Below are 13,608 nucleotides of genomic sequence, written 5' to 3' on the forward strand. Positions count from 1 at the left end.
TAGCGAAAGCGAGTCTTAATAGGGCGCTTTAGTCGCTGGGTATAGACCCGAAACCGGGCGATCTATCCATGGGCAGGTTGAAGGTTAGGTAACACTGACTGGAGGACCGAACCGACTACCGTTGAAAAGTTAGCGGATGACCTGTGGATCGGAGTGAAAGGCTAATCAAGCTCGGAGATAGCTGGTTCTCCTCGAAAGCTATTTAGGTAGCGCCTCATGTATCACTGTAGGGGGTAGAGCACTGTTTCGGCTAGGGGGTCATCCCGACTTACCAAACCGATGCAAACTCCGAATACCTACAAGTGCCGAGCATGGGAGACACACGGCGGGTGCTAACGTCCGTCGTGAAAAGGGAAACAACCCAGACCGTCAGCTAAGGTCCCAAAGTCATGGTTAAGTGGGAAACGATGTGGGAAGGCTTAGACAGCTAGGAGGTTGGCTTAGAAGCAGCCACCCTTTAAAGAAAGCGTAATAGCTCACTAGTCGAGTCGGCCTGCGCGGAAGATGTAACGGGGCTCAAACCATGCACCGAAGCTACGGGTATCACCTTTAGGTGATGCGGTAGAGGAGCGTTCTGTAAGCCTGTGAAGGTGAGTTGAGAAGCTTGCTGGAGGTATCAGAAGTGCGAATGCTGACATGAGTAACGACAATGCGAGTGAAAAACTCGCACGCCGAAAGACCAAGGTTTCCTGCGCAACGTTAATCGACGCAGGGTTAGTCGGTCCCTAAGGCGAGGCTGAAAAGCGTAGTCGATGGAAAACAGGTTAATATTCCTGTACTTCCAGTTATTGCGATGGAGGGACGGAGAAGGCTAGGCCAGCTTGGCGTTGGTTGTCCAAGTTTAAGGTGGTAGGCTGAGATCTTAGGCAAATCCGGGATCTCAAGGCCGAGAGCTGATGACGAGTTGCCATTAGGCGACGAAGTGGTTGATGCCATGCTTCCAAGAAAAGCTCCTAAGCTTCAGATAACTGGGAACCGTACCCCAAACCGACACAGGTGGTTAGGTAGAGAATACCAAGGCGCTTGAGAGAACTCGGGTGAAGGAACTAGGCAAAATGGCACCGTAACTTCGGGAGAAGGTGCGCCGGTGAGGGTGAAGCACTTGCTGCGTAAGCCCACGCCGGTCGAAGATACCAGGCCGCTGCGACTGTTTATTAAAAACACAGCACTCTGCAAACACGAAAGTGGACGTATAGGGTGTGACGCCTGCCCGGTGCCGGAAGGTTAATTGATGGGGTTAGCGCAAGCGAAGCTCTTGATCGAAGCCCCGGTAAACGGCGGCCGTAACTATAACGGTCCTAAGGTAGCGAAATTCCTTGTCGGGTAAGTTCCGACCTGCACGAATGGCGTAACGATGGCGGCGCTGTCTCCACCCGAGACTCAGTGAAATTGAAATCGCTGTGAAGATGCAGTGTATCCGCGGCTAGACGGAAAGACCCCGTGAACCTTTACTATAGCTTTGCACTGGACTTTGAGCTTGCTTGTGTAGGATAGGTGGGAGGCTTTGAAGTGGGGACGCCAGTTCTCATGGAGCCATCCTTGAAATACCACCCTGGCAACCTTGAGGTTCTAACTCAGGTCCGTTATCCGGATCGAGGACAGTGTATGGTGGGTAGTTTGACTGGGGCGGTCTCCTCCCAAAGAGTAACGGAGGAGTACGAAGGTGCGCTCAGACCGGTCGGAAATCGGTCGTAGAGTATAAAGGCAAAAGCGCGCTTGACTGCGAGACACACACGTCGAGCAGGTACGAAAGTAGGTCTTAGTGATCCGGTGGTTCTGTATGGAAGGGCCATCGCTCAACGGATAAAAGGTACTCCGGGGATAACAGGCTGATACCGCCCAAGAGTTCATATCGACGGCGGTGTTTGGCACCTCGATGTCGGCTCATCACATCCTGGGGCTGAAGCCGGTCCCAAGGGTATGGCTGTTCGCCATTTAAAGTGGTACGCGAGCTGGGTTTAGAACGTCGTGAGACAGTTCGGTCCCTATCTGCCGTGGACGTTTGAGATTTGAGAGGGGCTGCTCCTAGTACGAGAGGACCGGAGTGGACGAACCTCTGGTGTTCCGGTTGTCACGCCAGTGGCATTGCCGGGTAGCTATGTTCGGAAGAGATAACCGCTGAAAGCATCTAAGCGGGAAACTTGCCTCAAGATGAGATCTCACTGGAGCCTTGAGCTCCCTGAAGGGCCGTCGAAGACTACGACGTTGATAGGTTGGGTGTGTAAGCGCTGTGAGGCGTTGAGCTAACCAATACTAATTGCCCGTGAGGCTTGACCATATAACACCCAAGCAATTTGCGCTGAGGCCAAATTGTGGTGGTGAAGACGAAACGAACCGAAAGTTCGCGACGGACCACAAATATCGCATATCCGAATTGGCTGGCATGTCTGCAAAGACGTACTGGCAACCGAATTTCTTGACGACCATAGAGCATTGGAACCACCTGATCCCATCCCGAACTCAGCAGTGAAACGATGCATCGCCGATGGTAGTGTGGGGTTTCCCCATGTGAGAGTAGGTCATCGTCAAGATTCATTTCGCAAAACCCCTATCTGCGCGAGCAGGTAGGGGTTTTGTCTTTAAGTAGAGACTACAGAGATTCGCAGGTGCGTCCCCAGGACGGACCAGCACACAGAATTTCTTGACGACCATAGAGCATTGGAACCACCTGATCCCATCCCGAACTCAGCAGTGAAACGATGCATCGCCGATGGTAGTGTGGGGTTTCCCCATGTGAGAGTAGGTCATCGTCAAGATTCAATTCCAAAGCCCCTGATCGCGATGCGATCAGGGGCTTTGTCTTTTCAGGGTATCGATGCGTGAAGTTCTCGTATGAGATCGTCCAGCTCCCTGCGCTGGCAGTATTCAAAAGCACAGCACGGCCCCTGTAGGAGCGGCTTCAGCCGCGATCACCCGCGAAGCGGGTGCCAGTCACCGAGTTGCTTGCATCGCGGCTAAAGCCGCTCCTACAGAGATCTCTTTTTGCTGTGCAACAGCACAGCCCGAAGAGCTCCCTTGATGTTCAAGACAAAAAAAGGCCGCTCCCGGTCGGGAGCGGCCTTTTTTGCCATCGGGGCACAAGCCCCTTCCAGTGATATCAGCTCAGCAGGTTACGCACATTCCCCATCGCCTCATCGGCAAAGCCCTGCAGAAATGCCTGGAAGCCCGGCAGTGCCTCCGGCCCGCTTGCCCATGGCTCGGCCTGGATGGTCCAGGTGGCCCGGCTGTGTTGGGGATCGATCGCCTGCACTTGCATGGCCGCCCACAGATTGCCGATGTTCAAACTGGTGTAGATCAGGCTCCAGGTCATGTTCATGGCCTGATCGTCACGGGTGTTCAACTGCTCGATCACCACGTTGCCATCCTTGAACAGCTTCTTGCGCACCGAGCGCACGCCGCTGCCGGTCATCTCGATATGCGCCAGGGCAGGAATGAACACCGGGAAGCCAGCGAAGTTGCCGACGATGTTCCACACGTTGGCCGCCGGCGCGGCGATCTCCACGCTGGAAACCACAAGACAGCCTTGCGGGTTGCGGATCAGGGTATCGGGTTTGAGTGCTTGCATTGGGATGTTGCTCCTGTTGTACATGAAAGGGATCAGATAAAGCCGATGTCGGCCAGGTAGCGGCAGCCGCGACTGAGCAGCGCCGGGTCCTTGCTTGGGTAACGCGCGCCCATGCGCTGCACGCCGGCGCGGGCGTTGTCGTGGGCGATGCCGGAGATGTCACCGATGTCTTCTTCGAAACCGTCCAGGTAGAAGCCCAGGACGTCGTACAGCGCGTTGTCGCTATCGACCCTGGCCAACTGGCGCTGCCACTGCTCGATGCTGACCAGTTCGAAGGCATGGCCCTGGGCATGGAACGAAGCCAGGTAGTCACGCCAGCGCAGGGGTTCGGGGTTATGCAGGTTGAACACGCACCGGCCGGCCTGGTGACGGCTGCTGTGGAAAGCGATGAAGCGGGACAGGAAGTCCACCGGCATGAGGTCGAAGTCGATTTCCAGCTCCGGCACCTGGCCCAACTGCAGCGAGCCCTTGAGCATCAGCATCAGCCGGTTGCGCTGAGGCTGGCAGGCCCCTGTGCGGCTATCGAAGGTGATGTTGCCGGGGCGGAACAGGTTGACCCACACGCCTTGTTCACGGGCACGGCTGAGGATGCGCTCGCCGACCCATTTGCTCAGGTTGTAGCCATTGCGGATGTAGATCGGCGGGGTGTCTGCGGGGTCGCTCTCCAGCACATGGCCCTCGCCATCCACGGCGCTGCAGGCGGACAGGGTGGAGACGAAGTTGAAGATCTTCTTGTGCCGTCCCTCACACAAGCGCAGGCATTCGAACAACGGCTCGATGTTGTCGGCTGCCAGTACCTCGTAGTCGAGTACATGGTTGACCTGCGCGGCGTTGTGCAGCAACGCGCCATAGTTGCTGTCCAGGTAGTCGTAGTCGGCCTGGGCCAGACCCAGCAGTGGCATACGCAGGTCCGCTTCGAATACCCGCACGCGGCTGCGGTCCAGGGTGACGTGGTTGTCCCGCAGGGCCTGGGAGAAACGCTCATCGGCGGACATCCCTGCGGCGCTGCGTACCAGGCAAGCGACTTCACTCGCGCCCCACTCCAGCAGGGCCTCGACCAGATGCACGCCAAGGAAGCTGTTGGCTCCGGTGACGATCACCTTGTGCACATCACCCAGGCGCTCCATCGGTTGCACTTGCAGGTCCAGTTCGCGGTTGGCGTCTTGCTCCAGGCGTACCAGGGAGGTCTGCAACGCCTCGTGATCGCCATCGAGCAGCGCGCCCAGGCGCTGCAGGGTCGGCTGTTCGATGAAGCGGTTGATGGCAACCCCCTGGCCGAAGTGCTCCCTGACCTCCAGCAGCAGGCGCGACAGCAGGATGGAGTGACCGCCGAGATTGAAGAAGCTGTCGTCGGCGGAAATTTCGCTTTGTGGGAGCTCCAGCAGCGTGCTCCACAGCCGGCGCAGGCGCTCCTCGGTCGCGGTCCGTGGTTCGATGCGCTGGCTGGTTGGCAAGGCCAGTGGACGCAACGACAACGCCCGGCGATCCACCTTGCCGTTGGCGGTATAGGGCATCTGCTGCAGTACCTGATAGAACGTCGGGCGCATGTAGTCGGGCAGGTGTCGCTCGGCATGCTCGCGCAGCAAGGCTTCGGCATCGGCCCGTTGCGGGTGGGCAAGGAAGGCCAGGACCCGCCGCTGGGCGTCGATCACCACCGCCACCTGGGCGAACAGCTGGCTATCGCGCAGGCAGTGCTCGATTTCTTCGGGCTCAACCCGGAAACCTCGGATCTTCACCTGGTTGTCTCGCCGGCCGCACAGCTCGATGCCCCGCTCGGTCCATTTGCCGATGTCTCCCGTGCGGTAGGCGCGCAGTGTGCGGCCCGCGGGCAAGCTCAGCTCGACAAAGCGTTCGGCGCTCAGTTCGGGATTGTTCAGGTAACCCAGGCCGACACCTGGCCCGGCGATGTACAGCTCGCCGGGGGTCTGCTCACAAACCGGCTGCAGGTGCTGGTCGAGTATCAGCACCTGGGCGTTGGCAATCGGTAACCCCAGGTTGCGGTTGTCGTCGCCTGCGCCGAACACGCGGGTCGTGGCCAGCACGGTGGTTTCGGTCGGCCCGTAGATGTTGTGCATGTGGCATTGCCCGGCCAATCGAGCGATGACTTCCGGTTCGCAGACGTCGCCACCGGTCACCAGGTGACGCAGGCCCAGGTGCAGATCACGGGGAAGGATACTCAGCAGCGCCGGTGGCAGGAACGCGTGGCTCACCTCCTCTCTGTGGATAAGTTGCATCAGCAGCTGCGGATCGCGACGCTGGTCCTCACTGGGCAGGACCAGTTCCGCGCCACAGGCGAACGTCGGCAGGATATCCAGTAGCGAGGCGTCGAAGCCGATGGTGGAGAACTGCAGGACCCGGCTGTGCCGGTCCAAGCCCACATGCTCGCGATACCAGGCCATGAAGTGCGCCAGGTTGCCCTGGGTGAGCAACACGCCTTTGGGTTGGCCGGTGGTGCCGGAGGTGTAGATCGCCACGCAGGCCTGGTCGGCGGCAGCCTGGCGCAACGCCAGGCTGGGCAGCGGCAAGTCCTGCGGCAAAGGAAGGTTGCGCACATCAACATCAGGGATATCCACAGGCGCCTGACCGTCGTGCAGCAGAACGCAGGCGCCAGCGTCGTCGAGGATCAGCTGGCGGCGCTCGGCCGGCGTGGCCGGATCCACTGGCAGGTAGATGGCGGCGCAGCCCAGCACCGCCAACAGGCTGGCGTAGAGCTCGGGTGACTTGCCCATGCACACGGCGACCACAGGCGGCTGTTCCCCGGCGTTGGGCAACAGCGGCAACAAGGCCTGCTGGATGACGGCGGTGCGGGCATGCAGCTGCTCATAAGTGCAACGCAGGCCGTCGTGGCTCACGGCGTGACACTCTGCGTACACACGCAGGCTGTGTTCCAGGTCGCCGATCAGGTCTGTTTCGGCCTTCTCCAGCAAATCGGCGCGTAGCGTGCGGTTGAACGGATGTCGGTAAGCCAAAGTGTCCAGCCAGTCCAGGCTGTGCTCGCGCTCCTGATCTCCCGGGTTCACCGCAGGCGTTTCCTGCAAATGCAACGGGTTGCGGGCGAAGCGGGTGACCTGCAGTGCCAGTTGCTCGCACAGGGCTTGCAAGGTGTCCTCACGCAGTTGTTGGCCATTACCGGAGCGCGGCGTGTGTATCGGCACGCGATGGATCAGGCGCTGGGCGCTGGCACTGCCGCACCAGCACAGGGCCTCCAGTTGCGGCAGGGTGTCGGCGCAGCTCGCACCCAGGCGCAGCCTGAGCAGCGGCGTGCCGCCCAGGGGCTGCCAATCACTGCTGCTCAGTGCCAGGCTGCCATCCTCCACCACCAGGTCGGGATGGGCCGACAGCTGCCGGGGCAAGGCCTGGGCGCTATCGGCCCTGGTCGAGCCATGTCCGTGCTCGGCGAGCATGCGGGCGAACTCCTCCAGGGGAGGGCTGGTGCCCACCAGGAGTATGTCGAGGCGTCTCATGTCTAGGTCCTCAGGGTAGATAGTCGCGCAAGGCGTCCTGTACGCAGGGCGACTCGAGCATCGAGCTGCTGCGGAAGAAACGCAGGATGTTGCCCAGCAGCGGATGCTGGCGGTTGATCGGGTAGGCCAGGCCCAGCACTTCCTCACGCAGGGCCTGGCGCACCGTGTCGGTCACCGGCAAGGCGTCGATAAGGGCACAGTCGAAAGCCTGCTGGATGTCGTTGGTCAGGTATTGGCGCAGGAACAACGGCAGTACCTTGGCGATCATCTGGCGATCCGCCTCGGGCGCGGTATGCCAGTAGATGCGCGTCAGGCGCGCCCAGAAGCTCGAGTGACGACCTTCGTCCAGCAGGTGATCGGCCATCAGGCCCTTCACCGAGGGCTTGACCGAGTCGTCGCGGGCAAAGGCCGCGACATCGTCGGTCAGGGTGTTCTCGGCGATGCCCACGCAGATCAGCTCCAAGGCGTCACGCAGGGCCTCGGGCACCTGTTCCAGCGCGGCTGGAATGGCGCGGCTGAGTTCGATTTCCTGGGGCAGGGTGATCGGCTCGATCCCGGTCAGGGCGATGGTCTGCTGCAGGAAGTCCATCGCCACCAGGGCGTGATAGTCCTCGTCCACCACCACGGTCATCGCGTCGTAGCGGCAGGCGAACGGGAAACGCACGGCAAAGCGGTCCTTGGCGATGCGCCGGGCGGTGCGGTCGACGATCTCGGTCTCGAAGATCACCACGTCATTGATGAACTTGTAGAGGCTCTGTACCAGCACGAAGTCGCGCAGCTGCGGGCACTCGCGCTGGAACGTCGCGCCAAGAACCAGGGGTTGGCGGCTCAGGGGGTAGATCAGGCGCTGGTCATCCTCCACCAGGCGCCGGGGCCGGGTGCGAATGGTCGCCCTGGCCTCCCAGGCCTCGGCAAAGGAGCGATACTCGAGGGCATTCATGGGGTGACCTCGGCAACAGCCGTTTTCAGCGACGTACGCAGGCGGTCCCACAGGGCCATGCGGCTGTCCACTGCGGCGATGGCGGCCACGTAGACGTCTTCCTGGCGCAGCGGATCATGATCGACCAGGCGTGCCAGCAATTGCTCGGCGGCGGGGCCGTGGTCCTCGGAGTCGACTTCGATGTGACGTTGCAGGTAGTAGCGGAAGGTCGGCGCCTGCTCGGTGCCGATGCCCCACTCGTCGAGAATCTGCTGGAACATCGATGGAATGACGCTTTCCCGCCCGTGCAGGAAGGCGGCGGCAACCTGGTGGGGCGGTGCCTCGATGGCCACTTCGAGGGTATCGCGAACGAACCGCTGCGCGGCTTCACTGGCGCCGCAGCGTTGCAGCGCGTCGAATGCCGCGACGCCTTGTTGCTGCAGGCTGACGAAACGCTCGATGGCCAGGGTGCTGGCACCGACTTCGCGCATGGCATCCAGGTACAGCTCGAAGTGGCTGTAGTGACCATGATCGAGGCAATCGTCCGATTCCTCGCCCAGGACGATCTCGTTGATCAGGCGCGCCGCAGCCGGGTCTGTCGGTGGCAGCCAGGGCAGGCTGACGCAGGTCAGTTCCTGCTGCAGGCGCTTGGTCAGCGACATGAAGTCCCAGACGGCGAACACGTGGGTTTCCATGAACCCACGCAGGGTCTCAATAGAGTCGATTTCGGAAAATAGCGGGTGCAGGGAAAGTTCATGTTTCTTGTCGGAAAGTGTGCGCTTCAATGTGCTCATAATGAGATCCGTTTAGAGGTGATATACAAGGGCGTTATGCTCTGGAAGTTGCAAGGCAACTAAATGCCGGGCGAATGACGGCCTCGAGTGAAAACTCGAATTCGAACAACAGGCAGAGGCCGGCAGGGCTTGTTTGGCTAGGCGTCCACGGTGACGCCTGGCTGCCCTTGGCTGGCGATATAAAAGTTAGAACAACTTCAAAGTTTGTCGCAATTGTTTTTTTGATTATTTTATCTTCGGACTTTTCTTGGAATGTAAGTGCCTGAATAAAACGTTGAGTAAGTTTTATTTTGGCAATACGTGCTCCTTCCGATAATTAGCGATCAGAAAAATGACACAGAGTGAATGCCTCACTCGGAGCACGAATGAACGGAGATGGAGAGAGTGACTATTGAGGGGCTGCTGATCGCTTGCGGTCCTTGCCCCGGTGCCAGGTTCCTTCTGCAGGTGAATGAGGAGGCAAACGGCCAGGTCCACGTCTGATGATCAGCGGCCGCTGCGGGGGGTAGAGTGTGCCCAAAATGCTGGCACTGCCATGGCCAGGCACTGACCAGGCAGCGGAAAAGCCTTGATCAGCGCACGGATGGCAAAGGGAGGATTAGAAGCTCAGCAACCCGAGGTGGGCGTTGAAGATGCGCACCAGGCGCTGGTTAAGCAGCGAAGTATCGACCGCTTGCACCGGTAGCTCAATCAGCTCCAGCTCCCGGCGTACCAGGCTGTGCCAGCCGAGCATCGCCGCCAGCGAGCCCGGCGGATAGAGCACGGTCATGGGGATATGCAGGGGCAGGTAAGTGGTACTGAATTGTGGGCTGTCACAGCTTGAAACAAACAAGTGACGGGTCAGGCCCGGACAAGCACCTTGCACTTGCTGGATCAAGGCCAAGGCGATGTGCGCGCCCAGGCCTTGGGCATACACGGCATGTGGCTGCATAAGGTAGGGCTGGAGCTGCTCTACCAGGGCCTGGGTCAGGCGCCCGGAAATGGGCAGAGATTGTTCGAGGTCGGCAATGGAGGGGACATCGACCGCGACCAGCTCGATGGGGTCGCTCAGGGTCCTTGCCCAGGTGCGGTACTGGGCAAGTTGCTGCCGTGTGTTTGCCAGGCAGATCAGGCGAATCCTGGGCGGCTGGTCGGGCATTGTGTCCTGTCGAGTCTGCACGTGCACTGCCGTTCCTTGTGGCGGATCGTGTCGGCGCAGCGGGGTGGTCGCCTGGGGCGGCTGCGCGGTTGGGCAGGATCAGTTGGCCGATTGCCTGTCGAGGTATTTCCTGATGGTGCGCGCGGCATGGTTGAGGTGTTCTTCCAGGAGCTTCACGGCCTCGTCCACCAGTCTGTCGTTGGCGGCATCGACAAGGGCAATGTGGTCATCCTGAGTGAGTTTGCCCAGGCCCATCGAGGACAGATGGAAACGCAGGAAGCGTTCCTCTTCGTTCAGCTCGATCTCGATCATGCGCAGCAGTTTCTGGTTCTGCGCCTTGCTGTAGAGGGCCATGTGGAACAGGCGATTGAGCCGACCGATTTCGGCATGACGAGTCTCGGTCTCCAGTTGACGGATGTAAGCCCTGGCCTGGGCGATGTCGCCGGCATCGAGCAAGGGGATCGACTGGCGCAACGCCTCGGTCTCGAGCAGTACGCGCAGGGCGTACGTGTCGACGGCGTCCTCACCGATCAATGGCGCTACCACGGCGCCTTTGTGCATCACCACCTGCAGCAGCGACTGGGCTTCGAGTTGGCGCAGCGCCTCGCGCACAGGCATGCGACTGACACCGAACAAAGTCGCCAGCTCTTGCTGGCGCACGGCGGTGCCCGGGGGCAGGCGGCCATCAAGGATGGCACTGCGCAGGCGCTCTTCGATAACACCCCGGGCCAGGTGCGGTGGTACTTGTTCGCTACCCAGTACGGTGCTCAGGAGTTTGGGTTTCTCAGCCACGCGGGGTTCGCCTCGGCAACATGAAAATTGGATCCAATAACCCTAGTGAGGGAAGGGTGCGCTTGTCAAACGGATTGATCAAGCGATGCGCCGTGGCGCAGAGTCAAAACGCGGCTATCGTGAAGCAAGTTGCCGGCATTGGGAAGATAGCCAAGGTCGCCAGCCCTTGTACGAAGCGGGTTTGCCGACAGTTGGCAGCATGATCGCACGGTGCCATTGTCTTTTGCGTCTCCAGCCCGCACCATCGCTGCTTTCGACTGATCTGAACGGGTGTCCGCAGTGGCGATACCTTGGCCTCTCAATGCGACCGCACGCCGGCTCGGCCTTGCCGTGCTGCTCGGTTGCCTGTGGCTGGGCGTCACCCAGGCTGATTGGGACTTCTCGCAGATCAGTCGCCGCGCCCAGGCGCTCTATGGCCCGATGGGCGCGGGCCAGGGGCGTATCGATGCCTGGCAGAACCTGATGGCGACACAGAAGCAGGGCAGCGAACTGGAGCAGCTGCAGGTGGTCAACCTGTTCTTCAACAAGCAGCTGCGCTATGTCGAAGACATCGACCTGTGGCACGAGGTCGATTACTGGGCCACGCCGGTACAATCGCTGATAAAGGGTGCGGGCGACTGCGAGGACTATGCCATCGCCAAGTACTTCAGCCTGCGGCGCATGGGCATTCCGGCGGAAAAGCTACGCATCACCTACGTAAAGGCCTTGCGCCAGAACCGTGCGCACATGGTCCTGACCTATTATTCAAGCCCACAGGCCCAGCCGCTTGTGCTGGACAGCCTGATGGACGCGATCAAGCCGGCCAGCCAGCGTACCGACCTGCTGCCGGTGTATGCCTTCAACGGTGAAGGCCTGTGGCTGACCGGCGCGGGCGGCAACAAGAAGGTCGGCGACACCAAGCGCCTGTCGCGTTGGCAGGATCTGCTGAAGAAAATGCAGGCCGAAGGGTTCCCGGCCGAACCGGTTTACTGAAGGAGCACAGATGTCACTGTTCAAACAATTGCTGCTAGCCATTTGCCTGTTCCTGGTGATCGCCTTCAGTGGCAGCTTCATGGTCAGCCTGGAGAGCTCGCGCAGCCAGTACGTCAACCAGCTGCGTTCCCATGCCCAGGACGCCGCGACCGCGCTGGCGTTGTCGCTGACGCCGAACATCGACGACCCAGCGATGGTCGAGCTGATGGTCAGCTCGATTTTCGACAGTGGCTACTACTCGAGTATCAAGGTCATCGACCTGGACTCCAACGCCGTGCTGGTCGAGCGCCACGCCGAGCCTGACGCCGGCGGTGTGCCGGGCTGGTTCATCCAGCTCATCGGCCTGGAGCCGGCCGGTGGTGATGCCCTCGTCAGCCGCGGCTGGCAGCAGGCGGCGCGGGTCGAGGTGATCAGCCACCCGATGTTTGCCCTGGGCAAACTCTGGCAGAGCGCCCTGGGCAGCCTTGGCTGGCTGCTGCTGTGCGGCGCGGTGAGCGCGGTGCTTGGGGCAATGCTGCTGCGCCGTCAGTTGCGCCCGCTCGACTACATGGTGGCGCAGTCCCACGCTATCGCCCGTCGTGAGTTCCTCAGCCTGCCCGAGCTGCCACGCACCCCCGAGCTGCGCCGAGTGGTGCAGGCGATGAACCAGATGGTCGAGAAGCTCAAGGCACTGTTCACCGAGCAGGCCGAGCGCAGCGAGAAGCTGCGGGCGGAGTCGTACCAGGACAGCCTCACCGGCCTTGCCAATCGACGTTACTTCGAAATGCAGCTCAATGCCCGGGTCAGCAACCTGGAGGAGGCCCGTACCGGCTACCTGCTGCTGCTGCGGGTCCAGGACCTGGCCGGGCTCAATGCCCGCCTGGGTGGCCAACGCACCGACCAGTTGCTGCAGGCGGTGGGTGAGCAACTGCGCCGTACCTGTGCGAACTACCCGGAGACCAACGACCTGATCACCCGCAGCCGTGGCGGCGAGTTCGCGGTGCTGGCGCCGGGCATGGTCCATGACGAGGCGATCCAGCTGGCCCAGGCCCTGGAGGCTACCTTGCAGAGCCTGCACGAGACCGGTGCCAGCGATGTCGACCCGGTGGCCTGCATCGGCCTTGCCCCCTACAGCCCCGGCGATGCCCCGCAAGCGCTGCTCAAGCTTGCCGACGAGGCCCTGGCTCGCGCCGAGAGCCAGCCCACGCCGGGCTGGGTATGCCTGGAGCAGGGCGCTGCGGGCCAGGCCGCCGACAGCCACCACGCCTGGCACACGCGCCTGGACCAGGCGCTGGGCAAGGGCCAGTTCGCACTGTTCTTCCAACCGGTCGTGGACGCCAAGGCGCCGGAGCGGGTGCTGCACTACAAGGTCATCTCGCGCCTGCACGACGAGGAGGGCGAAGCCCTGGCGGCCGGCCGCTTCCTGCCCTGGCTGGAGCGCTTCGGCTGGATGGCGCGGCTGGACCTGCTGGTGCTGGAGAAGGTGCTCAAGCATCTGCAAGGGCATGGCGAAGCGCTGGCGCTGAACCTGTCGGCCGCCACCCTGGCCGACCCCAAGGCGTTGCAGCGCGTCTATGAGCTGTTGGGGCAGCACGGCGCGCTGGGGCAGCGGCTGACCTTCGAGATCGGCGAGGAGCAGTTGCCCGAGCAGTCAGTGCTCGAGCAACTCACCCGGCGCCTGCGCACCCTGGGCTTCAGCCTGGCGCTGCAACGCTTCGGCGGGCGCTTCAGCATGATCGGCAATCTGGCCCACCTGGGGCTGGCCTACCTGAAAGTCGATGGTGGCTATATCCGCAACATTGACCAGGAACGGCACAAGCGCCTGTTCATCGAAGCCATCCAGCGGGCTGCGCACAGCATCGACCTGCCGCTGATCGCCGAGCGGGTGGAGACCGAAGGGGAGTTGAAGGTGCTGCGGGAGATGGGCGTGCAGGGTATCCAGGGGCAACTGGTGGGTGGGCCGGCGCCCTGGCGTTGAGCAAACC

8 protein-coding genes and 3 rRNA genes (1 of these 11 cut by a window edge) are annotated in these 13,608 nt (G+C 61.2%); 5 read left to right on the forward strand and 6 right to left on the reverse strand.

Annotated features, from left to right (window positions below):
* The 3 genes from KHO27_RS23000 to rrf (KHO27_RS23010) all read left to right on the forward strand — a co-directional run.
* Positions 1-2,278 (forward strand): 23S ribosomal RNA (locus tag KHO27_RS23000) (it extends 616 nt beyond the left edge of the window).
* A gap of 137 nt (positions 2,279-2,415) precedes the next feature.
* Positions 2,416-2,531, forward strand: a 5S ribosomal RNA gene (gene rrf, locus KHO27_RS23005).
* 109 nt (positions 2,532-2,640) lie between these two features.
* Positions 2,641-2,756, forward strand: a 5S ribosomal RNA gene (gene rrf, locus KHO27_RS23010).
* Between the two features lie 341 nt (positions 2,757-3,097).
* On the opposite strand, the gene KHO27_RS23015 is transcribed toward rrf (KHO27_RS23010), so the two are convergent.
* From KHO27_RS23015 to KHO27_RS23040, 6 genes are all read right to left on the reverse strand, one after another.
* Positions 3,098-3,565 carry an SRPBCC family protein gene (locus KHO27_RS23015; protein ID WP_214500816.1) on the reverse strand — a complete coding sequence of 156 codons (468 nt, stop codon included), beginning with the start codon at positions 3,563-3,565 and terminating at the stop codon, positions 3,098-3,100.
* Positions 3,566-3,597: 32 nt separating this feature from the next.
* Positions 3,598-7,029, reverse strand: coding sequence for an amino acid adenylation domain-containing protein (locus KHO27_RS23020; RefSeq protein ID WP_214500817.1), 3,432 nt, complete (start codon positions 7,027-7,029; stop codon positions 3,598-3,600).
* Positions 7,030-7,039: 10 nt separating this feature from the next.
* Entirely contained in the window at positions 7,040-7,969 is a 930-nt protein-coding gene (locus KHO27_RS23025) for a diiron oxygenase (RefSeq protein ID WP_110700096.1), read from the reverse strand.
* The gene (locus KHO27_RS23030) at positions 7,966-8,742 is read right to left on the reverse strand and encodes a DUF3050 domain-containing protein (RefSeq protein ID WP_214500818.1); all 777 of its coding nucleotides are present in this window, start codon (positions 8,740-8,742) and stop codon (positions 7,966-7,968) included. Before KHO27_RS23030 ends, KHO27_RS23025 begins: the two co-directional genes overlap by 4 nt.
* Positions 8,743-9,340: 598 nt before the next feature.
* The gene (locus KHO27_RS23035) at positions 9,341-9,880 is read right to left on the reverse strand and encodes a hypothetical protein (protein WP_214500819.1); all 540 of its coding nucleotides are present in this window, start codon (positions 9,878-9,880) and stop codon (positions 9,341-9,343) included.
* Positions 9,881-9,979: 99 nt separating this feature from the next.
* A complete protein-coding gene (locus KHO27_RS23040) occupies positions 9,980-10,672 on the reverse strand; it encodes a GntR family transcriptional regulator (RefSeq protein ID WP_102685160.1) in 693 nt (230 codons plus the stop codon).
* Positions 10,673-10,942: 270 nt separating this feature from the next.
* Between KHO27_RS23040 and lapG the strand changes: the two genes are divergently transcribed.
* Both lapG and lapD read left to right on the forward strand, forming a co-directional pair.
* Positions 10,943-11,644, forward strand: coding sequence for a cysteine protease LapG (gene lapG, locus KHO27_RS23045; RefSeq protein WP_110700102.1), 702 nt, complete (start codon positions 10,943-10,945; stop codon positions 11,642-11,644).
* Between the two features lie 10 nt (positions 11,645-11,654).
* The gene (gene lapD / locus KHO27_RS23050; protein WP_214500820.1) at positions 11,655-13,601 is read left to right on the forward strand and encodes a cyclic di-GMP receptor LapD; all 1,947 of its coding nucleotides are present in this window, start codon (positions 11,655-11,657) and stop codon (positions 13,599-13,601) included.
* Positions 13,602-13,608: the final 7 nt, after the last annotated feature.

Source organism: Pseudomonas sp. RC3H12 (assembly GCF_018596375.1).
Lineage (GTDB): Bacteria > Pseudomonadota > Gammaproteobacteria > Pseudomonadales > Pseudomonadaceae > Aquipseudomonas.